General features: G+C 46.7%; 29 protein-coding genes. All 29 read right to left on the bottom strand.

Features of this window, described 5'->3' with window-relative positions:
- The 29 genes from flhA to topA all read right to left on the bottom strand — a co-directional run bounded on the left by flhA (position 1) and on the right by topA (position 25,123).
- Positions 1 to 2,025 carry a flagellar biosynthesis protein FlhA gene (gene flhA, locus KNO94_RS00995; RefSeq protein ID WP_285800768.1) on the bottom strand — a complete coding sequence of 675 codons (2,025 nt, stop codon included), beginning with the start codon at positions 2,023 to 2,025 and terminating at the stop codon, positions 1 to 3.
- A gap of 13 nt (positions 2,026 to 2,038) precedes the next feature.
- Positions 2,039 to 3,133 carry a flagellar biosynthesis protein FlhB gene (gene flhB / locus KNO94_RS00990; RefSeq protein ID WP_214740129.1) on the bottom strand — a complete coding sequence of 365 codons (1,095 nt, stop codon included), beginning with the start codon at positions 3,131 to 3,133 and terminating at the stop codon, positions 2,039 to 2,041.
- The gene (gene fliR, locus KNO94_RS00985; protein WP_214740128.1) at positions 3,130 to 3,900 is read right to left on the bottom strand and encodes a flagellar biosynthetic protein FliR; all 771 of its coding nucleotides are present in this window, start codon (positions 3,898 to 3,900) and stop codon (positions 3,130 to 3,132) included. The genes flhB and fliR overlap by 4 nt, the downstream gene beginning before the upstream one ends.
- On the bottom strand, positions 3,897 to 4,169 hold the full coding sequence (gene fliQ, locus KNO94_RS00980) for a flagellar biosynthesis protein FliQ (RefSeq protein ID WP_015881403.1): 273 nt from the start codon (positions 4,167 to 4,169) through the stop codon (positions 3,897 to 3,899). The genes fliR and fliQ overlap by 4 nt, the downstream gene beginning before the upstream one ends.
- An 11-nt stretch (positions 4,170 to 4,180) precedes the next feature.
- A complete protein-coding gene (fliP, locus tag KNO94_RS00975) occupies positions 4,181 to 4,846 on the bottom strand; it encodes a flagellar type III secretion system pore protein FliP (protein ID WP_214740126.1) in 666 nt (221 codons plus the stop codon).
- Positions 4,843 to 5,337, bottom strand: coding sequence for a flagellar biosynthetic protein FliO (locus KNO94_RS00970; RefSeq protein WP_214740120.1), 495 nt, complete (start codon positions 5,335 to 5,337; stop codon positions 4,843 to 4,845). The genes fliP and KNO94_RS00970 overlap by 4 nt, the downstream gene beginning before the upstream one ends.
- A complete protein-coding gene (locus KNO94_RS00965) occupies positions 5,334 to 5,699 on the bottom strand; it encodes a response regulator (RefSeq protein WP_015881400.1) in 366 nt (121 codons plus the stop codon). The genes KNO94_RS00970 and KNO94_RS00965 overlap by 4 nt, the downstream gene beginning before the upstream one ends.
- Positions 5,700 to 5,712: 13 nt before the next feature.
- Entirely contained in the window at positions 5,713 to 6,828 is a 1,116-nt protein-coding gene (fliY, locus tag KNO94_RS00960; protein WP_214776854.1) for a flagellar motor switch phosphatase FliY, read from the bottom strand.
- Positions 6,825 to 7,814, bottom strand: a complete 990-nt coding sequence (gene fliM, locus KNO94_RS00955) for a flagellar motor switch protein FliM (protein WP_214740116.1) — start codon at positions 7,812 to 7,814, stop codon at positions 6,825 to 6,827. The genes fliY and fliM overlap by 4 nt, the downstream gene beginning before the upstream one ends.
- Positions 7,815 to 7,823: 9 nt before the next feature.
- The gene (locus tag KNO94_RS00950; protein WP_214740114.1) at positions 7,824 to 8,276 is read right to left on the bottom strand and encodes a flagellar basal body-associated FliL family protein; all 453 of its coding nucleotides are present in this window, start codon (positions 8,274 to 8,276) and stop codon (positions 7,824 to 7,826) included.
- Entirely contained in the window at positions 8,269 to 8,487 is a 219-nt protein-coding gene (locus tag KNO94_RS00945; RefSeq protein WP_214740112.1) for a flagellar FlbD family protein, read from the bottom strand. The genes KNO94_RS00950 and KNO94_RS00945 overlap by 8 nt, the downstream gene beginning before the upstream one ends.
- On the bottom strand, positions 8,487 to 9,392 hold the full coding sequence (gene flgG / locus KNO94_RS00940) for a flagellar basal body rod protein FlgG (RefSeq protein WP_214776852.1): 906 nt from the start codon (positions 9,390 to 9,392) through the stop codon (positions 8,487 to 8,489). The genes KNO94_RS00945 and flgG overlap by 1 nt, the downstream gene beginning before the upstream one ends.
- Before the next feature lie 18 nt (positions 9,393 to 9,410).
- Positions 9,411 to 9,839 (bottom strand): flagellar hook capping FlgD N-terminal domain-containing protein, encoded by a 429-nt coding sequence (locus tag KNO94_RS00935; RefSeq protein ID WP_026826244.1) that lies wholly within the window; start codon positions 9,837 to 9,839, stop codon positions 9,411 to 9,413.
- Entirely contained in the window at positions 9,811 to 10,899 is a 1,089-nt protein-coding gene (locus KNO94_RS00930) for a flagellar hook-length control protein FliK (protein ID WP_214776850.1), read from the bottom strand. Before KNO94_RS00930 ends, KNO94_RS00935 begins: the two co-directional genes overlap by 29 nt.
- A gap of 22 nt (positions 10,900 to 10,921) precedes the next feature.
- Entirely contained in the window at positions 10,922 to 11,485 is a 564-nt protein-coding gene (locus tag KNO94_RS00925) for a MotE family protein (RefSeq protein ID WP_214776848.1), read from the bottom strand.
- A gap of 1 nt (position 11,486) precedes the next feature.
- Positions 11,487 to 11,921: a flagellar FliJ family protein gene (locus KNO94_RS00920; protein WP_214776846.1), complete on the bottom strand. Its 435-nt coding sequence runs from the start codon at positions 11,919 to 11,921 to the stop codon at positions 11,487 to 11,489.
- Positions 11,918 to 13,237: a flagellar protein export ATPase FliI gene (gene fliI, locus KNO94_RS00915; RefSeq protein WP_214776844.1), complete on the bottom strand. Its 1,320-nt coding sequence runs from the start codon at positions 13,235 to 13,237 to the stop codon at positions 11,918 to 11,920. Before fliI ends, KNO94_RS00920 begins: the two co-directional genes overlap by 4 nt.
- Complete coding sequence (locus tag KNO94_RS00910) at positions 13,224 to 13,931, bottom strand: FliH/SctL family protein (RefSeq protein WP_353047811.1); 708 nt, start codon at positions 13,929 to 13,931, stop codon at positions 13,224 to 13,226. Before KNO94_RS00910 ends, fliI begins: the two co-directional genes overlap by 14 nt.
- Position 13,932: 1 nt before the next feature.
- Positions 13,933 to 14,940 carry a flagellar motor switch protein FliG gene (gene fliG / locus KNO94_RS00905; protein WP_026826250.1) on the bottom strand — a complete coding sequence of 336 codons (1,008 nt, stop codon included), beginning with the start codon at positions 14,938 to 14,940 and terminating at the stop codon, positions 13,933 to 13,935.
- Positions 14,941 to 14,945: 5 nt separating this feature from the next.
- Positions 14,946 to 16,517, bottom strand: coding sequence for a flagellar basal-body MS-ring/collar protein FliF (gene fliF / locus KNO94_RS00900; RefSeq protein WP_214776840.1), 1,572 nt, complete (start codon positions 16,515 to 16,517; stop codon positions 14,946 to 14,948).
- Between the two features lie 22 nt (positions 16,518 to 16,539).
- A complete protein-coding gene (gene fliE / locus KNO94_RS00895; protein ID WP_214776838.1) occupies positions 16,540 to 16,821 on the bottom strand; it encodes a flagellar hook-basal body complex protein FliE in 282 nt (93 codons plus the stop codon).
- Between the two features lie 13 nt (positions 16,822 to 16,834).
- Positions 16,835 to 17,263: a flagellar basal body rod protein FlgC gene (gene flgC / locus KNO94_RS00890; protein WP_214740093.1), complete on the bottom strand. Its 429-nt coding sequence runs from the start codon at positions 17,261 to 17,263 to the stop codon at positions 16,835 to 16,837.
- 3 nt (positions 17,264 to 17,266) lie between these two features.
- Positions 17,267 to 17,635, bottom strand: a complete 369-nt coding sequence (gene flgB, locus KNO94_RS00885; protein ID WP_214740091.1) for a flagellar basal body rod protein FlgB — start codon at positions 17,633 to 17,635, stop codon at positions 17,267 to 17,269.
- 272 nt (positions 17,636 to 17,907) lie between these two features.
- Positions 17,908 to 18,687, bottom strand: coding sequence for a GTP-sensing pleiotropic transcriptional regulator CodY (gene codY, locus KNO94_RS00880; protein ID WP_214691812.1), 780 nt, complete (start codon positions 18,685 to 18,687; stop codon positions 17,908 to 17,910).
- Positions 18,688 to 18,723: 36 nt separating this feature from the next.
- Positions 18,724 to 20,094 (bottom strand): ATP-dependent protease ATPase subunit HslU, encoded by a 1,371-nt coding sequence (hslU, locus tag KNO94_RS00875; RefSeq protein ID WP_214776836.1) that lies wholly within the window; start codon positions 20,092 to 20,094, stop codon positions 18,724 to 18,726.
- Positions 20,091 to 20,639, bottom strand: coding sequence for an ATP-dependent protease subunit HslV (gene hslV, locus KNO94_RS00870; protein WP_214740081.1), 549 nt, complete (start codon positions 20,637 to 20,639; stop codon positions 20,091 to 20,093). Before hslV ends, hslU begins: the two co-directional genes overlap by 4 nt.
- 11 nt (positions 20,640 to 20,650) lie before the next feature.
- Positions 20,651 to 21,532 (bottom strand): tyrosine-type recombinase/integrase, encoded by an 882-nt coding sequence (locus KNO94_RS00865; protein ID WP_214740079.1) that lies wholly within the window; start codon positions 21,530 to 21,532, stop codon positions 20,651 to 20,653.
- Positions 21,533 to 21,716: 184 nt separating this feature from the next.
- Entirely contained in the window at positions 21,717 to 23,027 is a 1,311-nt protein-coding gene (gene trmFO, locus KNO94_RS00860) for an FADH(2)-oxidizing methylenetetrahydrofolate--tRNA-(uracil(54)-C(5))-methyltransferase TrmFO (protein ID WP_214740077.1), read from the bottom strand.
- Positions 23,027 to 25,123: a type I DNA topoisomerase gene (topA, locus tag KNO94_RS00855; RefSeq protein WP_214776835.1), complete on the bottom strand. Its 2,097-nt coding sequence runs from the start codon at positions 25,121 to 25,123 to the stop codon at positions 23,027 to 23,029. Before topA ends, trmFO begins: the two co-directional genes overlap by 1 nt.
- Positions 25,124 to 25,160 lie beyond the last annotated feature (37 nt).

The following is a 25,160-nucleotide window of genomic DNA, read 5'->3' as shown; positions in this document are numbered from 1 at the left end:
TTAAATCACCCCAATACTTTTCACTTCGACGGAACTGAGCAGTTCGTTATAAGCCAGTACCGGCACATCCGGATAATACCGTTCGAGCAATTGACGAACGAATAGGCGAATCGTTGGTGAGCATAAAATCACAGCCGATGCCCCGTATCGTTCAAACATCGACAGTTGTTCGCCAGTGCGCTCGATTATGTCTCGAGCTTGCTCCGGGTCGAGGGCCAAATAGTTTCCAAATTCCGTTTTTTGGACCGCATCTTGAACGGTCTGTTCCGTCTGTCCACCGAGTGTCACGACATATAGTGGACCTTCCGGTGGTTTGACTTGATCGGTCAGTTGGCGAGATAACCCTTGACGACAATACTCTCCCAAAATTTCTGCATCTTTCGTCACTTTCCCGTAGTCTGCCATCGTTTCAAACAATAGCGGTAAGTTTCGAATCGAAACATTCTCTTGTAAGAGATGTCGTAACACTTTTTGAATTTCCCCAATCGAGAGGACCGATGGCGTGACGTCTTCCACGAGCACGGGATGTGTTTCCTTCAAATGTTCAACGAGTTGCTTTGTTTCTTCCCGGCCGAGTAAATCCGCAGCATGTTTCTTCAACGTCTCCGTCAAGTGTGTCGCGACAACGGATGGCGGATCGACGACGGTATATCCGCTCATTTCGGCTCGGGTTCGTGTCTCTTCATCAATCCAGAGAGCCGGGAGACCGAATGCCGGTTCAGTCGTTTCAATTCCAAACACTTCAGGGTCTTCAATCCCTGGGCTCATGGCTAAATAATGGTCAAGCAATAACTCGCCTTCGGCAACGACGTTTCCTTTTACCTTGATTCGGTACGCGTTCGGTGACAGTTGCAAATGGTCACGAATCCGGACCGTCGGTAAGATAAAACCAAGTTCAAGGGCGAGCTGTCGACGAATCATGACGACGCGGTCTAACAGGTCGCCACCTTGTGATTCATCCGCAAGCGGAATTAAACCGTAGCCGAACTCGAATTCAATCGAGTCGATTTGTAAGAGTGAGACGACGGACTCGGTCGGTGCCATCGGGGACGGATCTTCGTCGATCACTGGTTCCTCTGTCACTTTTCGAATGTTCCGTCTCATCGTGTAGGCACCAAAGAATGCCGTACCTGCGATGATCATTGTCACAGGAAGAAGGGGTGGTGATACAAAACCGAGCATGAAGACAATGGATCCTGCAATATAAAGGAGTGACGGATTTTGTCCGAGTTGGTCAATCACGTCTTCTCCTAAGTTTCCGTCTGAAACGGCACGTGTCACAATGATCCCGGTCGCAGTCGAAATCAAGAGGGCTGGAATTTGACTCACCAGTCCATCCCCGATGGTCATGAGTGAAAACGTTTGGAACGCTTGACCGACCGGTAATCCCATTTGAACGACCCCAATGATAATCCCGAAGATCAAGTTGATCGTCACGATGATGATGCCGGCGATGGCATCCCCTTTTACGAATTTCGACGCCCCATCCATCGATCCGTAGAAATCTGCTTCACTTTGAATTTTACGGCGACGCATCTGAGCTTCTTTGTCGTCAATCAAACCTGAATTCAAATCGGCATCGATGGCCATCTGTTTCCCTGGCATCGCATCAAGCGTAAAACGTGCAGATACTTCAGATACACGTTCCGCCCCTTTCGTGATGACGACAAATTGAATGATGACGAGAATCAGGAAGACGACGAATCCGACGAGGACGTTCCCTCCGATGACGAAATCACCGAACGTCGCAATGACTTCCCCACCGTACCCATTTGAAAGAATCGAACGGGTCGTCGATACGTTCAGTCCGAGACGAAACAACGTCACAATCAATAAGAGAGAGGGGAATACGGAGAAGTCGAGCGCTTCACGTGCATTCATCGCCACAAGTAAAATCATGATGGCGATTAATATATTTACGATGATTAAAAAATCTAGTAAAAACCCTGGTAACGGGATGATGAGCATGATGACAATCATCAATACACCGATCAGGATTGCAAAGTCTTTCGCTTTTACTGCCAACACATACTCCTCCTCAAGACGGTTGTTTCATTTGATAGACGAATGCAAGAACTTCTGCGATTGCTTGATAAAACGATTCGTCTACCACTTCACCGATATCGATTTGCGCATAGAGCGCTCGCGCGAGTGGTTTATTTTCAACGATTGCCACATCATGTTCTTTCGCGACGTCTCGAATATGAAAAGCGACCCGGTCGACCCCTTTGGCAACGACGAGTGGTGCAAAATCTTTCGTGTCATCATATCGAATGACGACCGCGTAATGGGTCGGGTTGGTGATGACGACATCGGCATTTGGAATCTCTTGCATCATACGCCGCATCGCCATTTCTCGCTGTTGTTGTTTAATTTTAGATTTGATGAGTGGGTCACCTTCTGTATTTTTATACTCATCTTTAATATCTTGCTTTGACATCCGAATCGACTTTTCGAAGTCAAATCGTTGATAGAAAAAGTCAAGCAGCGCGAGTGCGAGCAAGGCGACGCTTACCCACAATCCAAGTTGAATCGTAATACTGGCAAGCGCGACAATCGATTCGCGAATCTGTTCGACGGCCATGCGTGACAACTCTTTTTGATTTTGCCAAAGGACAGCGACTGCGGTTGTCAGGATGATTAACAATTTGAATAAGGACTTTAAAAATTCGACGACCGCTTTCATGCTGACGATACGCTTGACCCCTTTGATCGGGTCAATCCGCTCGAGCTTCGGCTGAATAGCTTCTAATGAAAATAACGTGCCGACTTGTAAATAATTGATAAGAATCCCAAATACAACGGCAACAATAAAGAATGGTGCTAAAATCAAGCCCACACGCAACATCAAATCAACGACCATATCCGACATGCCGCCCGTCACGTTAAACAACAAATACTCTGGACTGAGTAAATCACCGATTAATGACAACAATTGCTGCCCAATCACAGGACCGAAAAAAGATAACATGAGAAACATCGCAAAAAGTGCGAACGCCCCAGTCAAGTCAGCAGATTTGGCGACCTGTCCCTTTTTTCGTGAATCTTCTCGTTTACGTGGCGTGGCTTTTTCTGTTTTTTCACCTGCAAAAAACTGTAGATTGACCGATAAAGGATATAGAGGCTTCTTCATGAGGCGTCTCCTAGTATGAGCATAAAGTCATGCATCACTTCCTGTAACAACGGAATAAACTGACTGATTCCGGTCAATGTCAATCCCATCAACAAGACCATGACAGCGAATCCGGCAACGAGTTTAAATGAAAATCCGATGGCAAAAATATTGAACTGCGGTGCTGATTTCGCTAGAAAACCAAGTGCTAAATCGACAAGCAGTAAAGACGCCATCATTGGTAATGCCAATTGCAATGCGACCATCATTGTCATCGTGACGACTTTTACGGCCATCATGAGAGAGGCTTCCGTAAAATTAATCATCGGTTGACCGGGTGGATAGATTTGAAAGCTATAATAAATCCCGTCAATCAGCAAGAGATGTAAATTACTCGTCAATAAAATGAATAACGTAAAAATATAATAGAATCGACCAATTAAAGGAGACTGGCCCCCGAACATTGGATCATATGCGGATGCCATTGCTAATCCGAGCTGCAAGTCGATCACCCCCCCGGCAATTTGAGGAGCAAAGAATAAAATATTGATCAATAGACCGAGTAGCAATCCGATCATGACCTCATACACGACTTGAAGTACAAATCCATTCGTCATCTGAATCGGCTCTGTAATCGTGAACATGGCATAGTATGCTAAAAATGCACTGAATCCTACGCGATGCATCACTGGCAATTGTTTTGTCGAGAACAACGGAACGCTGACAAAAAAACCTGAGAGTCGCGCAAAGGTCAATCCGTACATACTGATGAAATCGACCGCATTCATTTCGAGGCAACCTCAACCATCAGCTCAAAGATCAAACGCGTGAATCCCTCGATTTGTTGAAGCATCCATGGTCCAAAGATGACAAGGCCGATAAACACCGAAATGATTTTCGGAACAAAGGATAGTGTTTGTTCTTGAATTTGAGTCGTGGCCTGCAAAATCGAGATCACGAGACCGACAATCAGTGAGATGAGTAAAAGTGGCATTGAAATTTTTAATAAGGTCCACACACTCTCTGTTGCCAAATAAATGACCATTTCTTGTGTCATGTCCGTTCCCCCTACATACTTCTAAGCAGTGATTCCACAATTAAATGCCAACCATCAACCAATACAAACAGCAACAACTTGAATGGAAGAGCAATCATGACTGGTGGTAGCATCATCATCCCCATTGACATAAGGACACTCGCGACGACCATATCGATGATCAAAAACGGTAAGAAAATCATGAACCCGATTTGAAAAGCGGTCTTCAACTCGCTGATTGCATATGCCGGGACTAAAGCGAGAAGTGGCACGTCATCAAGTGTTTCAGGTTGTTCGTAATTCCCATATTTTAAAAACAGCTGTAAATCTTCTTGTCTTGTATATTTCGACATGAATTCCTTCATCGTTCCACTCGCCTCATCGAACGCCTCATCTTGTGAGATTTTATCATCAAGATACGGTTTCAGTGCATTCTGATTTAAATCAGAGAGAACAGGTGACATGACGAATAATGTGATAAATAGTGCCAATCCGACAATCAACTGGTTCGGTGGCGTTTGCTGTGTACCGAGCGCCGGTCGAATGAAGGACAGGACGACCACGACCCGGGTAAAGCAAGTCATCAAGATTAAAAAAGACGGTGCGAGCGTCAGCAAAGTCAACAAAATCAAGAGTTTGATCGATGTCGACGTACTGTCTGGCGTCTCTAAATTAATTAATTGCTCAAACGTTGTCATGACTTCTTCCTCACTTCTTCTAGCTGAGCGAGTTGTTTCTTAAAGGTATCTAAAAATGCGTTCGAATTTGTTGTGCGGAGTGACAAAGATTCTGTTTGTTCTTCATCCACCGTTTCCGCATCGAGTCGGTCAATCAGTTGAATGGAATCCCCTACGCCTAGAACATAGACTTGGTCTCCTAGTTTCACGAGTTGAACGGATCGATCTTTACCGAGCGGAACGCCCCCGAGGTGTTTCATATGTTGAGTCGCTTTCACGCCTTGTGTTTTGGAACCGAGCCACCGCATCAAGACAATAAAACCGCCGACCACGACGACGAGACTTAACACAACTTTCACGCCATTGCCAATCGTTGACGCTGTCGTTGGAACGTTACTTTCCTGTTCATCTGTCTGTTGTTGCTCGAATTGTTGGTCTACGGTGGCGGCCTCAACCGTGGTCGGAACATAAAGTCCGACCACGAGGAGAATAATCAACCACCATTTCTTCATTGTGCGACCGTTTTAGAAACTGCTTCAATGACACGCTCTGCATTGAACGGCTTAACGATGAAATCTTTTGCACCAGCTTGAATGGCATCGATAACCATCGCTTGTTGTCCCATCGCTGAACACATAATGATTTTCGCATTTGAGTCGAAGCTACGAATTTCTTTCAGTGCTGCGAGTCCATCCATTTCAGGCATCGTGATATCAAGTGTAACGAGATCCGGCGTGAGTTCACGGTATTTTGCGACTGCGTCTGCTCCGTTTTCTGCCTCTCCTACCACGTCATATCCGTTCTTTGTCAAAATATCCTTGATCATCATGCGCATGAACGCTGCGTCATCTACTACTAATACTTTTGCACTCATTCTAAATTCCTCCTTAAACGATTCCGATCCGCTCATGCGGTTGAATAATTTCTGTTACACGTACCCCAAAGTTTTCTTCAATGACAACGACTTCTCCTCTAGCGATTCGTTGTTGATTGACATAAATGTCTACCGGCTCGCCCGCTAGTTTGTCGAGTTCGATGATGGAGCCTTGTGATAACTCAAGTACTTCCCGAACGGATTTTTTCGTTCTGCCTAACTCTACTGTCACGTTCAACGGGACATCATACAACAAACCTAGATTCGCTGGGGCTACCTCTTGTGATGCCGGTGACTGGAGCGGCATGAATTCTGCCTGGCTCACTGCCACTTCCGGCATCGACTTTTGCTTGTCCGGTTGCGGAGCCGGTTGGGCTTGTTGTTGCGGTTTTGGCGTTTCTGCCTTTTGTTGCGGTTTCACCGGTTCCGGTGCCGCTTGGGCTTCCCCAGTCGCCTTCATCAACTCATCGACTAACTGCTTCCCAAATTGAATCGGAGCAATCTGTACGATTGTTGAATCGATCAACGTACCTACCTTGAGATTGAATTCGATAAGTACCATCGTCTCCCATAGTTCGAGGCGATCGATGATGGTTTGATTCTTCGTCGCATCGAACACTTCGACAAGCGGCGGAGAGATGTCAATCTTTTTGGAAAATACCGTCGATAGAGACGTTGCGGCTGCCCCCATCATCTGGTTCATCGCCTCTTGGACGGCTGATAAACGAATCTCATCCAGGCTCTCCGGATCGACATTCTCTCCGGTTCCACCTAACATCAGGTCAGAGATGATGGCCGCATCTTCACGAGTCAAGACGAGAACGTTTTCTCCTTTAATTCCTTCTGTATAGCCGACTCGTAACGCCACGTGAGGCGTCGGATAACGTTCGCGTAACGATTCGATTCTCACTTCACTGACAACTGGAGTCGTGATTTCAACTTTCTGTTGTAGTAATGTCGACAACGCCGTTGCCGAGTTCCCGAATGAAATGTTTCCAATTTCCCCGAGTGCATCGCTCTCCATCGAATCTAAATGTTCTTCTTTGTCTTCGACTTCTGGCGTCGGCGTATTGTCGCTTGTCCCGCGTAATAACGCATCAATTTCATCTTGTGACAGCATCTCACTCATTGCTCTTCCTCCTTCACACGGTGAAGCACTTGAACCGCCATTCGCTTCCCGCTCACACCGACTTGCCCTTTAAATACTTTATTTTCCCCTACCATGACGGACAGAGGTTCTTTTGCCAATTGATCGAGTGCCAAACAATCTCCGACTTCGAGATGCAACAAGTCTCCAAACGTGATGGTCGTTTCACCTAACAAGGACACGACCTCGACCGTCGAATTCATCAACTGTGCTTTAAGCGGTTCCTTACTCGACTGGCTCGCATTCCGGCGATTCGCTTCCTGCATCCAGTAGTGACTCGATAGTTTGGATAATACCGGTTCGATTGTTACGAATGGAAGACAAACATTGATTGTCCCACTCACTTCGCCAATCGTCACACCGATTGAAATCAGAACGACCGTCTCGTTTGGTGAAACGAGTTGCAGGAACTGCGGATTTACTTCAACAGCCGACATTTCTGCTTTAATCTCCGCGATCGATTCCCAAGCATCTCCATAAGAAGAGAAGGCTCGCTTATACAATTGCGTCAAGATCCGCATCTCGATTTCGGTGAACGATTCGATTTTGTCCATCTCGACACCGGGACCACCAAGTAATCGGTCTAACATCGCATACGAGATGTTCGGATTGACCTCGATGATGAATCGCCCGTTTAACGGTGGCGCCTCAATCAAGTTGATCATCGTCATACTCGGGATGGAATGAATGAATTCATCGTACGGTAATTGTTCGACCGAGTTGACCGAAAACTGAACATACGTGCGAAGTTGAGCCGAGAAAAATGTCGTGAGCATCCGCGTAAAATGCTCGTGAATCCGAGTTAAACTGCGAATTTGATCTTTTGAAAATCGAACGGCTCGTTTGAAGTCGTATTGCCGAACTTTCTTCTCTTCCTCTTGTGCGAGAAAGGAGTCCGCTTCGACATCCCCACTGCTTAATGCAGATAGTAAGGCATCAATTTCTTGTTGAGACAGTACTTCTCCCATGATGCCACCTCACTGAATAATTTTCTTCGTCATATAGACGCGTTGGACTTCACCTTCTTCAAGCAGTCCGTTAAGTTGTTCTCGTAATGTTTGTTCGAATTTTTGCATATCTTCTTTTGTTGCCAACTGCGCTTTCGTCATCCCGGACAGGTCACCGAGAATGACGTTGTGCACTTGAAACTTACGAAGTTCTAAATTTTCTCTCGTGTCTGCAGAATCCGTGACAATCGTAAATTGCACGTTGATGAAACGCTCGTCTTGAATGTTCGTCGTCATGTCATCAGTCATAAAACTGCGTTCTGCCAACTCTTCGGCCGTGACCGGTTTCGTTTTAGCAGTGACGTTATCCCCAAAGACATATTTGTAAGTCATGAATCCGGCACCGCCCATGACGAGAAGGACGACAAGCAGGATGATCACGACCTTCAGGCCGCCACCTTTTTTCTTTTCTTCTTCACTCATCTTCTTCACCTCTTGTGAACATCGTTCCAACTAAACCGATTGAGCGATAAAAGGCTTCAGTTCGTTCAATGATTTGATCTTTTGATTCTTTTACAAGATACGTTTTGCCATTAAACAATTGGATGATCGTGTCGGGCTCTGCCTTCACCGTTTCGATGAGCAAAGCATTGAGCACGAACTCCTCACCGCGAAATGCCGTGACGCGAATCATCAGCGCTTCAGGTTAACGAGTTCTTGAAGAATCTCGTCCGATGTTGTGATAATTCGTGTGTTCGCCTGGAATCCACGCTGTGCCACGATCATTTCTGTGAACTCTTCCGAAAGGTCAACGTTTGACATTTCAAGTGCGCCTGAGACGAGCGACCCTCTACCATCAGCTCCTGGAATCCCAATCTGTGGAATACCTGAGTTCTGTGATTCAGAAAAATTGTTTGCACCAGTTTTTGAAAGACCTGCGTTGTTGGCAAAATTCGCTGTGACAATATAACCTGCCATTTGTAGCTTACCTGCGTCATCTACAAAGCTAACTTTCCCGTCTTTTGCGACAGAAATAGCCTTAGCAGTTGCTGGAATCTGAATACGACCATATGCAGGTGTAGGACCTGGAGTTACAGTTGGATCGTACGGTGTGATCGGAGTTTCAACAGCATTGAGTGGTGGAGTCGTTGCTGGTGGTGTCAATGGAGGTGTCGTCGCTGTACGTGATGCAAGTAAGAACGTTCCGTCTCCTGTGACAAGGTTTCCATCATTATCTGTGTAGAAGTTACCAGCACGAGTATATTGGAAGCCGTTTTCTGTACGAGTAACATAAAAGCCCTCGCCTGAAATTCCGACATCAAGAGCACGGCCGGTGTTTTGCATAGCACCCTGGTTATAGACGTTATCGACAGTTGCCATCGTACCACCTAGTCCAATTTCTTTCGGGTTGATTCCGCCTGCAGTCGTTCCGTTACCACCCGACGCACTACCAACTTGTTGACTGACGAGGTCTTTGAACGTGACGCGACCTTTTTTATAACCGAACGTGTTGACGTTGGCGATGTTGTTCCCGACGACGTCTAGCTTCGATTGGAAGTTCTTCAATCCACTGATTCCTGAGTACATTGCTCTTAACATAATGCATTCCTCCTATGATTATTTGATGGATGTGATATCGTACACGCTGACAGATGTGCCGTCTTCAAGATCGGCCATATACCCTGTTAAGTCGTTTCGTGAAATGGATACGACCCGACCTGAGCCTTTCGTCGTCTCTTCACTCGTTTCAGATGTGAAGTCGATCGTTTTCCCAATCATGCTACTGTATTCAGAAATCGACGACATGTGACGGTCGACGAGAACAGAATCGAGTTGTTTCGAGATGGTTTGCATTTGTTCGAGAGACGAGAACTGCGCCATCTGTGCGATGAACTCGCGGTCTTCCATCGGCGACATCGGATCCTGGTTCGCGATTTGAGCGAGCAGTAACTTCATGAACATGTCTTTATCGTATTGATTCGTCGCTTTTGGGAGCGACTGGTCTGGCAATGTGTAATCATTCGTCTTCGGTTGGATGCTCGTCATCTTCAGACCCTCCTTTAGGCTGTTCTTGTGGTTGCTCTTGTTCCGGTTGCTCAGAACCGTCTGACATCGCTGACTTTGTCTCGAGCGCTTGCTGTGTCAAGTTAACCTCGACCCGAACGTTTTGCGAGTGCGGTGTCAACGTTTGTTGCAACTGTTGGACTTGTGACTGAATCAATTGCTTCGCCTCTTGATTGCTAGCGAACATCTTGACTACCAGTTCTCCATTCTTTCGCTCTAGCTTGACGACGAGTTCCCCGAGTTGTTCCGGATAGAGTCTGACGGTGAATACTTTAGAACCGTCTGCCCCACTTTTGAATGGTGCCTTTTGAAGCGCCGCCTCAATCCGAGCCTGCAAGTTTTCAGGAAGAGAACCTTTAGAGGCATACATGACGGTATCGACATCGATTTGAGGTTTCGACCAGCTCATTCCTTTCGGCATCCATTCCACATTGTTCGGTTGTCGTGCAGGTTTTGCGACTTCCACCGTTTCAACATTCGGCAAGACGGGAACATCTTTCAATGTGCCTTCGACCGGTCCTTTATACTGTGTGATAATCCGTTGCATCGTTTGAACATGTTTGGCAAGTTCTTGGTTTGGAACGGGCTGAGTAAGTGAAATGTTGGTCGTCTGAGCATTCCCCTCTGTTTGCTTCGTAATATGGACTTTCGGCGTAGTCGCAGTCTGAGTGATCATCGGTAAAACCGAAGACGAGATTTCTGTTTCAGGCGACGGATTAGACAGTTGCCCGAGTAACCCTACATATGCGTCTATAAATGTCCGATACGCATCTTGCGGAAGTGATTTGAGCCACTTCAACGTATCAGGTTTTTGAAACCACGTTTCGAGTTCTTGTGCCAATTTTTCTAAGTCGACTGGTTCTTCAGGAAGCACACCTTCTTCAAGCTGAGGAAGCCCTGCCTGCTCCCCTGAACTTTGCATCGGCGCGAGCATCGCAGATAAGAGGCTTAAAAAACCGCCCGCCCCCTGTGATTCGCCTTCTGCCACTCCGGTGCGAGCCATCGACCCTTGAATGGCTTGTGTCAATAAAGCGATGTTCAATGTTGGCCCTCCTTTTTCCTATTCATTGGAGAAGCTGCGTCACAACCGCAGCCTGTTGTGCATTCATTCGACCTAATATGTCCGCTTGTTGTTTAGCCGATAGCTCCTTCAACAGTTCAGCCACTTGTGGACTTTCGAGTTCTCCCATGATGGCTGCCGCCTGCTTGGCCGACATTTCTTCGTATACACTCGCCACATCAGATGACGTCGCTTCCTCTTTAGTCGCAGCTTCAAGTTCAGCGACGAGTCGGTCTCGTTCACGAATCAAATCCGTAATCTCGCTCTGTCTCGCTTTTACTTCATTCGTCAGTTCAACATTTTCATTACGAAGCTTTTCAATCTCGCTATTCGCGGCCTTCAATCGGTTCGCTGTGTCCGAATCGATTCCCGTTACGTTGACTTTCGTTTCAGTCGTTTTTGTCACTTCCGATTGGTCATCGCTCGTTTCTAAAAATGGAACAGACAAGAGGGGGCGATCCATCGCATAGTTCATGACGACAATTCCACCGACTAAGATGAAGATTGCCGGAATGAGGACTAACGCCACAATCATTTGCTTGCCTCGTTTATTGTTCTCTTTTGCCATGCTACTTCCCTTTCCCATGATGAATCACTGCAAGTTCATCCATCATCTGTTGCTCCGTAAGTTTTGCTACTGTCGTCTCATGCAGACTGACTTTTTCGTGTAGCGTGACGTATTTCTTTTCTTCTACTACTTTGCCAAGCAAACGTTCCTGCGATGCATGGTAGCGATTGCGTGCTTGCTGAACGACGAGCTGTTGTGTTTCGATTTGACGTTTCACTTGCTCTCGCGTCTTTTCTCGATACTGCGACATGAGAAGGTCGATGTTTCCGGACTGTTCGTCCTGATGTTTGATCAACGCCTCATACATGAGGAGCAGTTCATATAGTTTCTCCATTTCCGTTTCAAGTTTTGCCTTAAAACTTCTCACTTCAATGGCAGCATCCTCTTTCTCATGTTCTGCAATCGGCATGATTCGTTCTAATATAAGTCTGTTCATGATTCACCTCGCGCGATGTGTGACAAGTGTGTCATCGTCTGTTCGAATGCGGCGTCTTCTTCAATCGATTGCTTTAAAAACGTCAGCAAGTACGGATATTTCTCAACGGCGGTATCAATTGAAGGGTTGGTGCCCTTTTTATACGCTCCGATATTAATCAAATCTTCTGCATCGATATACGTCGCGAGCCAACTACGAAACGTTTGAGCCGCTTCCCTATGTGACGGCGATGCAATCTGGTTCATGACCCGACTGATCGATTTCAGCACATGGATGGCGGGAAACTGCCCGCGGTTTGCGAGCGCCCGGTCCATGACGAAGTGTCCGTCTAAAATCCCACGCACGGCATCGGCAATCGGTTCGTTCATATCATCTCCATCGACGAGTACCGTATAAAATGCAGTAATTGAACCGGTAGCTGCCGTTCCGCTTCGCTCTAATAGTTGAGGTAACATGGCGAATACGGATGGCGTGTATCCTTTTGATGTCGGCGGTTCGCCAGTTGCGAGGCCAATTTCACGCTGTGCCATCGCAAATCGCGTGACCGAATCCATCATCAGGACCACTTCTTTCCCTTGATCTCGGAAATATTCGGCAATCGCGGTTGCCGTATAGGCTCCCTTTAAGCGAACGAGTGGAGGTTGGTCGCTCGTCGCAACAATCACGACTGAACGAGCCATGCCTTCTGGTCCGAGCTCTTTTTCGATGAACTCTTTTACTTCGCGACCACGTTCTCCAATCAATGCGATGACGTTTATATCAGCCGAAGAACGTTTGGCGATCATTCCAAGTAAGGTCGACTTCCCGACCCCGGATCCGGCGAACAATCCGACCCGTTGACCTTTCCCTACAGTCAGTAGACCATCAATCATCCGGACGCCTGTCGAGAGCGCATCCAAAATCCTCGGTCGATTCAATGGGTTTGGTGGTTTTCGTTGTACATCGTAACGTTTTCCGGTCACAAGCCGTTCGCCAGACAATGGTCGCCCTAACCCATCGAGCACTTGACCAATCAGTTCTTCGCCTACAGGAACTTGAAGCATCTTGCCAGTTCCTTTCACGAGACATCCCGGCGCAATCTGTGTGGTTTCACCGTATGGCATCAGCAGTACGCGTTCTTCATTGAAGCCCACTACTTCTGCTTCAACCGTTTCATTCGAAGGAAGGACAATCAAACATCGCTCTCCGACGAACGCGCTCGGTCCATTGGATTCAATCATTAAGCCGACGACTCGGCAGACTCGACCGATTTTACGAGTAAATTCGCCATCTGAGAACTGATTGATCGATTCCATGACCTTCTCAATAAGCGCCATCCGCTAAAACCTCCTCGATTTTGGCTTGGATTCGTTCGAAGCTATACGATAAATCGACTTCATTGCCACGATGTGGTGATTCGATTCGCACTGCTGTTTCATCTAAGGAACCATCTCCACGATATTTCAGAGGTGGCGTTTCATCCGTCTTCCACATCGATTCAAATTGTTGGATCGATGCGAGTCGAGTTGGATGAACAAAGATTGTGAGTGCTTCGGCATCAATCAGCTGAGTCATTTGCTCTCGAATCATTGTCGCAAATAATTCTTCGTCTTTTCGAACAAGCTCCGTCGTCACATAGGCGCTGACTGAGACTGCCAACTCAATGAGTTGTTGCTCCGCTCGCCTCCACTTTTCTTCAAACAGAAGTTCTAATTCGGTGGACACTGAGTTCAAACGGGTCAAGAGATCATCAAACTCGTTCAATCCGTCCTGTCTCCCTTGAAGAAGACCTTCTTGATAGCCTTCAGCGCGGGCTGTTTCGTATGCTTCTTGTTTGAAACGCTCTAATTGTTCAAGTTCTGTCAACTGGAATTGCTGAAACGCTTCTTCTTCTTGTTTCAGCTTTTCGTATTGCGATTGAATGACAGCGTGATGATCAATTCCTTCAGGCGTTTCGAGAACAGGGGCTTCTAGCCGCATAGATTCAATTCGTTGGGGTACATTTGACGTTGCACGTTGACGTTTAATCACATTAGACAACGATGTCATCTCCTCCACCTCGACTGATTACAATCTCACCGACATCTTCTAGGCGACGAATGATTCCGACGATTCGACTCTGTGCTTCTTCGACGTCACGCAACCGCACAGGTCCCATGAATTCCATATCCTCTTTGAACGTTTCGACCATCCGTTGGGACATATTTTTGAAGATGATTTGTTTGACTTCTTCTGATGACACTTTGAGTGCGAGCAATAAGTCGTCGTTCGCGACTTCGCGAATGATTCGTTGAATCGCACGAGAATCGAGTGTGACGATATCCTCGAAGACGAACATCCGTTTTTTGATTTCTTCTGCGAGTTCTGGATCTTCGATTTCGAGTGCATCGAGGATGGTGCGTTCCGTCGTCCGGTCGACACCGTTCAACACTTCGACTACCGCCTCGATTCCACCAGACTGCGCATAATCTTGCATATCCGTCTGCGACAGGTTCTTTTCAAGGATTTGTTCCACTTCGTGAATCACATCCGGATTGAGTCGATCCATCGTGGCAATCCGTTTCGCGACTTCCGATTGAATTTCGGGTGGAAGTTCCGATAAGATTTGTCCCGACTTGACCGGTTCTAAATGCGCTAAGATTAATGCAATCGTTTGAGGGTGTTCATTTTGGATAAAGTTCAATAATTGTTTCGGGTCTGCTTTACGAGCAAACTCGAACGGTCTTACTTGAAGCGTAGAGGTGAGACGATGAATCAATGCCATCGCCTTATCTTCTCCAACCGCTTTTTCAAGAACGGTCTTCGCAAACCCGATTCCACCCTGAGTGATATAACTTTGCGCCATGGCGAGTTCATGAAACTCACCGAGAATGCTATCTTTTTCTTCCGGGGACACCTTTTTGAGCGCTGAGATTTGAAGCGTCAATTGTTCCATCTCTTCTTCTGAAAGATGTTTGTAGACGTTCGCTGCCACTTCCGGTCCCAGGGAAATCATGAGCATCGCTGCTTTTTCGCGATTCGATTGTTTTGCATAGTTCACGTTACTCACTCCTCAGACATCCAAGTACGAAGCAGTTTAGCAAACTCTTCTGGATTACTTTCAGCTAATTTTTCGAGCTGTTTCTTCTTCACTGCCCCTTCGCCTCGTTCTTCGAGGTCTAGGTCAGGTACTTCATCTTCATACGGAACTTCCCATTCGTTCGTTTCTTCCACCACTTCCTGTTTGCGACGACGCATCGCGAAGAAGACGAGGGCGAGAAGAACAACTGCTCCGGCTGCTGCCGCATACATCCACCATGGTGTCGGTTGCTCTGATGCCGCAACCTCTTCCACTTCAGCGAACGGTCTCGATACAACGACGACTTTCTGTTCAAGTTCAGCATCCGTGATGGCTTCATCCGTCTTCGCTAGCGATGTTCGGATGATTGAGTACATCATCGTCTCCAAGTCACCTTCTAGCTGTGGATCGATCGTTGTCGCGCCATCTGGTGGTTCAACGATGAGTTGAACGCCAAGGTCACGAATCGTATACGGTGCGTTTTGAATTTGTTTGGTGATGCGGTTGACTTCATAATTGATGATTTCATGATTCTTTTCACTTTCTTCCGTACTATCGCCGGTCGCTGCAGGGAAGTTGATTGTGTCATTCTCGCCAGTTCCCGTCGCTTCTGTCGCTGTTCCGGTTCCACCCGTATAAGCTTCAGCGATTCGCTCGGCCGATGTCACGATCCCTTCCATATTCTCTTCATCAACTGGCGTGACAAGATTTTGCTCTTCCGCCGTCTGGGTCGTATCAATATCAGCCGTGACGGAGACGAGTACGTTCCGTTCACCAAGCAACACTGCGAGCATCTGCTGGATTTGTTGACGGACGTCTTTTTCGACTTGTTTCTTGAGTGCCAACGGATCTGATGAAGAACCTCCAGCAACAACGGTTTGGTCGAGATCATAATACGTAAAGTATTGGTCCATGATTGAAATGTTTTCCGGTTTCAAGTTCGGGACACTTTTACTAATCAAATGATAGAGACCTTTTACTGTATTTGGATCTAAATTCGTTCCCGCTCCGATGTTCAAGACGATAGATGCGGTCGGCTCACCTTGGTCTTCTGCCAAGAAGACAGATTTCTCAGGAAGTGAGATGATGACTTTCGCTTGATTGATTCCTTCGATTTGTGTGATAAGACGCTCGAGCTCCGTTTGCATCGCACTTCGTTCGATAACTGCCATCTCACGGTCTGTTGTACCGAAACCAGCATTTTCACTGAAGAAACTGTAGTCAATCGACCCAGATTTCGGAATTCCCGCTGCGGCCAGACTCACTTTCAACTGATCGACCATTTCATTCGGAACATACACGCTTACTCCGTTCGAAGTCGCCTTTATTTCCGACTGCACTCCGTCCGCTGTTAGCTTCTCCGTCACTTCACCTGCTTCTTGAGCAGACAAGTTTGTGTAGAGAGGTGCCATGTTCGGTCTTGAAAGCAAGAACGTGAGCACAATGGCCGCGATTAGTATGACCGCAATCGAGATGCCCCATACGAGTTTTCGCTTTGCAGGCATCGCCTTTATGGAGTCAGTCATGGTTTTGAATCGTTCTTTTAATTGTTCATTCATCGCAACTTGTCATCCTCTACAATTAAACTTGCATTCGCATCATTTCTTGATAGGCCTCAACAGCCTTGTTCCTCACCTCGATGGCAAGTTGCATCGCAATCGACGACTCTTCGCTTTGAATCATCACTTGATGAAGGTCAGCCTTCCCGACGGCCAAATCTTTACGGGCCTGACTTGTCGCTTGTTGTGTTTCATTCAGAGCGTTCATCGCTTCATTCAAATATGACCCGAATTGAGATGGGGTTGATTTGTTGATTGATGGCGTGACTTCTGGGCTCATCAATTGAATCGGGTTAATTTGCATCCTTCATCACTCCTTATCCTTTACCAATTTCCATCGCTTTGACGAGCATCGCCTTTGACGCGTTCATCGCTGCGATGTTTGCTTCGTAAGAGCGTGTCGCACCCATCAGGTCGACCATTTCTTTTAAGAGGTCGACGTTTGGCATCTGAACATAACCCCGCTCGTCCGCATCAGGATGACTCGGGTTATAGGCCAACTTATAAGGGGCATCATCTTCAATGATTTGTGATACTTGTACCCCGCCATTGATGGCGTTCATTTGCTTTCGGAAAGGCGCTTCCTGTAACACGGTCATCTTTCTCGTATACGGTTGCCACTCCCCATCCACGAGCTTCCCTCGTGTCGTCTGAGCGTTCGCAATGTTTGCGGATACGGTATCCATCCGTAAACGTTGAGAGGTTAATGCCGATGCTGAGATATGAAAACTATCAAACATACCCATCGATTAACGACCTCCTCGAATCACTGATTTTAATCCTCCGAGCCTGCGATTCAATTGTTCCATCATCGCTTCATACTGGAGTTGGTTTCGCGCCAGTTCACTCATCTCATAATCCAAGTCGACATTGTTGCCGTCACTTCTCATCGCCCCACCTGCACGATCAACGACTTTAGATTCTGTCGAATCGCTCGGACGTCCACCTTGAAGCTTCAGGCGCATCTCACTTTGGAGCGTTTGTTCAAACACTGCCTGTTTCGCTTTAAAGTTAGGCGTATCAATGTTCGAAAGATTATGACTAATGACTTTCTGATTGAGGACTGCATGATTGACGGCTTGCTTGAGTAATTGATAGTCACTACCAATCCAATTCATGGCGTTCACTCGCTTTCATATAATGACTACTGAATATACCTGATTTGGAAATTCCACTATTTCATTGAAACAAATCTGTAACAGTCTTGAAAGATATTTTTTAAAACATAGGTAAATGGGTTAACATCTTTTTGTCGAATTAACGTTAAAAACAGAAAATAATTACTTTTGTACTAAAAAAAACCGCCTCCCTGATTAGGAAAGCGGTTTTTTAGGGATAAAGTCCCTATTTAAAGTGTTTTCAATGGAAATCACACATCGAAAGTTGTATTTCAGTTTGATTTCAGTTTTTGTAATTCAAACAAGAAGTTGTCATTTAATATCTTGATATACGTTCCTTTCATTCCTAAAGAACGTGACTCAATAACGCCCGCACTTTCTAATTTACGAAGTGCGTTGACGATTACTGACCGAGTGATTCCCACTCTATCGGCAATTTTGGAAGCAACTAGAAGACCTTCGTTTCCTCCGAGTTCCTCGAAGATATGCTCAATCGCTTCAAGTTCAGAGTACGATAGCGAGTTGATTGCCATCTGGACGACAGCCTTCTTACGTGCTGACGTCTCTGCCTCTGCGGCCTTCTCACGAAGAATTTCCATACCAACGACAGTCGCGCTATATTCAGCAAGCACGAGGTCGTCTTCCGTGAATTCATTCGCCAAACGACCGAGGACGAGTGTTCCTAGACGCTCTCCTCCACCGATGATTGGAACGATCGTCGTCTTCGAATTAAGGAATAGGTCATGGTTCTCGACAGGGAATGCCGTATATTCACTATCGATGTCGATGTTCGCTGTCGTTTCTTTCACATTGAACAAGTTCGATGCATATGGCTCTGGGAACTGTCGGTCTACTAAGAATGCCTTCATTCGGTCATTCTCAATCTGTTGTTTAATCGCAAAGCCGAGAAGTCTACCGCGACGACTCACGATAAACGTATTGGACTCCAGCACTTCGCGCATTTTGTCCGCCATTTCTTTAAAGTCAACATGCGCACTCGCCTCTTGTTGAAGCATCGTGTTCAATTGACGTGTTTTGTCTAGTAAATTCATAATGTCTTGTTCCTCCCTGTATGTGCATACAGATTCTTATAAAATGTATTGACTCAAGTCGCGATCATCTGCAATCGATCCGACTTTTTCCTGAACATAAGCTGGTGTGATTTCCACAGTGGTTTGTGGCATATCCGCCGCTTCAAACGACAGATCTTCTAATACCCGCTCCATAATCGTATAGAGACGACGGGCACCGATGTCATCGGTTTCCCGATTCACATGTGTCGCAATCTTCGCGATTTCTTCAATCGCCTCATGCGTAAAGCGTACCGTGATCTCTTCAGACTCCAAGAGTGCTGTATACTGCTTGATAAGTGCCTGAGACGGTTCCGTCAAAATCTTGACGAAGTCTTCTTCGGTCAAACTGTTCAATTCGACACGAATCGGGAAGCGCCCTTGTAACTCCGGAATCAAATCAGACGGCTTGGCCATATGAAACGCACCCGCTGCGATAAAGAGCACGTGATCCGTTTTAACGGGCCCGTACTTCGTCACGACCGTTGACCCTTCTACAATTGGTAAAATGTCGCGTTGCACCCCTTCACGGGAAACGCCGGCGTGGTCTTGGGACTTTGTCGCAATTTTGTCGATTTCATCGACGAAGATGATGCCCATCTGCTCACTTCGCTTCACCGCTTCATCGTGGACTTCATTCAAGTCCAACAGATTTTCTGCTTCTTCCGCAATCAGAAGTGGTCTCGCTTCACGTACAGTTAGTTTACGCTGTTTGCGTTTCTTCGGGACGATTTGGCCGAGCATGTCTTGAAGATTCGATAGCCCTTCCATGCCTTGACCCTGGAATAAATCCATCGTTTGCTTCTCTTCCAACTCTACTTCAATGATTCGGTCTTCTAATTCGCCGAGTTCGAGCAAACGACCTAGCTGCGCTCGGTCATTTTTTGACGTATCTGTTGTAGATTCCTGTTGTTGCGTCTGTCCACCGAACAGCGCCTCAAACGGATTCGATGCACTCGGTGTCGCTTTCGCCTTTCCTTGGAGGGCGTCTAACAATCGCTCTGTCGCCGCGCGCTCGGCAGGTTCTTTCACATCTTCTTTTTTCTCTTCTTTGACGAGACGTACCGAGGCTTCAACGAGGTCGCGTACCATCGATTCAACATCACGACCGACATAACCGACTTCCGTGAACTTTGTGGCCTCCACTTTAACGAACGGTGCCCCGACAAGTTTGGCCAAACGACGAGCGATTTCTGTTTTCCCGACTCCCGTTGGACCAATCATTAAAATATTTTTCGGTGTCACTTCATCACGAAGATCCGCATCCAATTTTTGACGACGATATCGATTTCGTAACGCAATCGACACAGCCCGTTTGGCATCTTTTTGACCGATTACGAACCGATCTAATTCCGATACAATTTGTCTAGGTGTCAATTCTCGATTCATTCAGCAGCGCCTCCGATCGTTTCGACAATGACTTGATCATTTGTATACACGCAAAGTTCTCCTGCAATCTCAAGAGCGGCTCGCGCGATTTCTTCAGCAGATTTTTCAGCTGAATGACGAACGAGCGCACGACCTGCTGCAAGGGCATAGTTCCCGCCTGAACCGATTGCAAGGATGCCATCATCCGGCTCAATGACTTCTCCGTTCCCAGAGACGAGTAAAAGGTGTTCTGCATCCATGACAATTAACAAGGCTTCGAGTTGTCGCAACATCTTATCGCCACGCCACTCTTTGGCGAGCTCGACCGCTGCACGCGGTAAGTTACCGTTATACATTTCAAGTTTCGATTCAAACTTCTCAAACAATGTGAACGCATCGGCTACGCTTCCTGCAAAGCCGGCAACGACTTTTCCGCCGTATAGACGTCTTACTTTCTTCGCTTTATTTTTCATGATGACGGCATTCCCGAATGTGACTTGGCCATCTCCACTCATCGCACTTTGACCATTGTGTTGAACTGCAAAAATCGTTGTTGCATGAAACATATCGTAACCTCCTACTTTCTTGGATGTGTCGCTTGGTAGATTGAACGGAGTCGTTCCGTTGATACGTGAGTGTACCGACCGGTCGTAGACAAGGACTCATGCCCGAGCAACTCTTGGACAGCACGTAAATCCGCCCCTCGCTCCAACAAGTCCGTCGCGAAGCTATGTCTCAACGAGTGCGGGGTAAGCGGCTTATGTACCCCACTGTCTTTTCTTAACCGTTTCATGACATATCGAATTTGGTCTGTTGTCATTCGATTCCCTTTTTGACTCAAAAATAATGCGTTTTCTGTCGGGAGTCCGATGTCTTTACGAATGTCAATGTATTGTCGTAAGGCATTCACGGCATATTGTCCGATCGGTACGTACCGTTCTTTCTTTCCTTTTCCCATTACGTGAACAAAAGACAGGACCTCATCATACGAGGAAAGGTTCATTCCACATAGTTCTGCGACTCGAATGCCAGTCCCGTACAACACTTCAATAATTGCGACATCTCTCGCCCGTAAGAAGGCATCATCTTGTCTCGATGCGACCTCTAACAGTTGCTCAACTTCTGACGGGACAGCAAAGGTCGGTAAAGACTGTCTCTTCTTCGGTGAGGTCAAATCATGAAACAGTGGTTCTCCCCCGTGTTCTCTTGCCATATACTTCCCGAATTGCTTGAAGCAAGATACTTTTTGGGACACGGTCGAGGTCGCCAACTGTTTCTCATAAAGGACATATAAATAACGCCGCGCCGTCTGTGCATCGTAGGGATCTTGATGCGTCGATTGGCAATATGCGGCGTACTGGTCGAGCGTTTGCTCGTAGGAGCGTTTCGTATGAGGAGACAGTCGACGTTCAATTTGGCAGTAGCGTAAAAATGATTGTCGATCCTCTAAGAATCCCATTTTATCGCCTCCTCGATGACACGTAAAAACGCATGTTCTCGTCAAATCGAAATTAGCATAGCATACAGAATGTATGGTGACAATAGATAGTCGTTCAATAATCTGAAAATTTTCAAAGTATGAAACAAATTACACAATTGAAATTTTACTTCAAAACAAAAGAGCCAAAAATTGGCTCTCCTGTTCAAAGATCTTTATATTGTTGAATCGTCTCTAGCGCACGGTTTGCGTAACGCTCATACCGTTCTTGCTTTTTCATCTTTTTCGGAGCATCCTCAAGCGATGGAACTAATCCGAAGTTCGCATTCATTGGCTGGAAGTGCTTCCCGTCTGCCGTTGTAATGTAGTGCGCCATCGAACCGAGCATCGTCTCACGCGGTAAGACGACAAGTTCTTCACCTGCAATCATCTTCGCCGCATTGATTCCGGCCAATAAGCCAGATGCCGCAGACTCTACATACCCTTCGACACCTGTCATTTGACCCGCAAAGAAGAGTGTGTCGCGTGTACGTGCCTGATACGTCGGTTTGAGCAAGCTCGGTGAGTTGATGAACGTGTTACGGTGCATGACACCGTAACGAACGATATCCGCATTCTCAAGTCCCGGAATGAGACGGATGATTCGCTTTTGTTCTCCCCACTTCAAATGTGTTTGGAATCCGACGAGGTTATAAAGCGTCCCTGCTGAGTTGTCCTGACGGAGTTGTACGACAGCGTATGGACGTTTTCCTGTCTTCGGATCTTCTAAACCGACCGGCTTCATCGGTCCGAATAGAAGCGTCTTCTTCCCACGTTCGGCCATGACTTCAAACGGCATGCACCCTTCGAAGTAAATCTCTTTTTCAAACTCTTTAAGCGGAACGACCTCTGCTTTGATCAACTCTTCATAAAAGACGTCAAATTCCTCCTCTGTCATCGGACAGTTCAAGTAAGCGGCTTCACCTTTGTCGTAACGCGATTTTAAATACACTTTGTCACGATCAATCGTATCGCCATCTAAGATCGGTGCCGCAGCGTCATAGAAGTAGAGGTAATCTTCTCCGGTGAACGCTTTGAGTGAGGCTGATAGGTCAGGAGATGTCAGTGGTCCAGTCGCCACGATGACGATCCCTTCAGGAATTTCTTTTAATTCTTCAGTATGGACCGTAACGTTCTCATGGTTTTTTAGTTTCTCAGTGATGAAACCTGCAAACTCATGACGGTCAACTGCAAGAGCGCCACCAGCAGGGACACTTGCCGTATCCGCCGCTTTCAAGATGAGTGAGTCAAGCGTACGCATCTCTTCTTTCAAGACACCTACAGCATTTTGAAGACCGTTTGCACGGAGCGAGTTTGAACAAACAAGCTCGGCGAATTGGTCCGTGTGGTGCGCAGGTGTTTGACGGACTGGTCTCATTTCATACAAATCGACTTGAATGCCGCGCTTAGCGAGTTGCCAAGCCGCTTCGGAGCCGGCCAATCCGGCCCCGATTACAGTTACACGTTGTTGCAACATTAATCCTCCTCTTGCTGATGTACCTCGGTATGGGTACAGTTCGTACATTGATATTTCACGCCGTCTTTAATTTTCTTCTCGACCATTAAACTGTCGCACACTGGACACGGTTTCGCAACCGGCTTGTCCCATGACACGAACTCACATTCAGGATAGTTCGAGCATCCATAGAAGAGACGACCTTTTTTACTACGGCGTTCAACGATTTGTCCGTCTTTACAGTTCGGACACGGGACACCGATTTCCACTTGGACCGGTTTCGTATTCGTACAGTTCGGGAAGTTCGAACATGCCATGAACTTGCCGTATCGTCCCATTTTGATGACCATCGGTGAACCACAAACTTCACAGTCGATTCCGGCAGGTTCATCTTTCACTTCGATTTTCTCGATTTCTTCTTCGGCTCGCTTCAATCGTTTCTCGAAAGAACGATAAATCGGGGCAACGACTTCTGTCCACTCCACTTCTTTATGCTCAATTGAGTCAAGTAAAGTCTCCATGTCGGCTGTAAACTGGACTGTGATAAAGTCGTTGAAATACTCATCAATCATCTCAATGACAAGTTCCCCGAGTTCAGTCGGCAAGAACTTCTTCTCCTCCAAGACGACATAACCACGACGCTGAATCGTGTCGAGGGTCGGAGCGTACGTCGACGGACGACCAATCCCGAGTTCTTCCATCGCTCGAACGAGTCGCGCTTCCGTATAACGTGGTGGTGGTTGAGTGAAATGCTGTTTCGGTTCGATTGCTTCAAAGCTCACTGTGTCATCTTCTTCTAGAGGTGGCAAGAGCCCCTCCTTCTCTTGATTCGTATCTTCGATGTCATCATCTTTCGACTCGATATATACTTTCATGAAACCAGGGAATTTGACCGTCGACCCGTTCGCACGGAAGATCATCCCGTTCGATTCAACATCGATTTTGACGGTGTCGAGCACGGCTGGCGCCATTTGGCTCGCAATCAACCGCTCCCAAATCAATTTATAAAGTCGCAACTGGTCGCGAGACAGGTAAGGTTTTAAAGAAGCCGGGTCACGGAGCGCTGATGTCGGACGAATCGCTTCGTGCGCATCTTGTGCATTGGCCGCTTTCTTTTCCTTTTGTTTTTGCAAAGCGACATACTCTTCACCGAACGTTGATTCGATGTATTCTTTCGCCTCTGTCTTCGCCAAATCTGAAATCCGTGTCGAGTCCGTACGCATATACGTGATCAGACCGACCGTTCCTTCTTTCTTACCGAGGTCGATTCCTTCATATAATTGTTGGGCGAGCATCATCGTCTTCTTCGCACGGAAATTCAATTTACGTGCCGCATCCTGTTGTAAGGAACTTGTTGTGAACGGTAACGAAGCGTTCCGCTTTCGTTCTTTCTTCGTCACATCAATGACTTTGAACGTATCATCGATGGCATCGAGGACGGATTGCGCGTCTTCTTCAGACTTCAATTCCATCTTCTTCCCATCTTTTCCGTAAAATGAGGTCTCGAATGTTTCCCCATCATGATTCAAGTCGAGCTTGATTGTCCAATACTCTTCCGGGTCGAACGCATTGATTTCACGTTCACGGTCGATGATCATTTTCACAGCAACCGATTGAACTCGCCCTGCGGACAACCCTTTTTTGACTTTCTTCCATAATAAAGGGCTCATCCCGTACCCGACGAGACGGTCTAGGATTCGACGAGCTTGTTGTGCATCGACGAGGTCGTGATTGATTTTACGTGGGTGTTTAAACGATTCTTTAATCGCATCTTTCGTGATTTCGTTAAAGACGACGCGACATTCTGTCGTTTCATCGACACCGAGCGCGCGTGCCAAATGCCAGGCAATCGCTTCCCCTTCTCTGTCGGGGTCGGCCGCGAGAAAGATTTTTGTGGCTTTTTTCGCCGCTGTTTTCAATTCTTTCAATACCGGTCCCTTACCACGGATGGTAATATATTTTGGTTCAAAGTCATGTTCGACGTCGACACCAAGTTGACTTTTCGGCAAGTCAATCACGTGTCCCATCGATGCTTTAACCATATAATTTGGACCTAAATAACGTTTTATTGTTTTTGCTTTCGCAGGTGACTCGACGATCACCAAATATTTTGCCATACATCTGCTCCCCTTTTAGAGGTCATTTAAATCCCTA

This window comes from Exiguobacterium sp. s22, assembly GCF_018617455.1.
Taxonomy (GTDB): Bacteria; Bacillota; Bacilli; order Exiguobacteriales; family Exiguobacteriaceae; genus Exiguobacterium.
The sequence above is the reverse complement of the archived record's forward strand: the minus strand, read 5'-3'. Positions and strand labels throughout refer to the sequence as shown.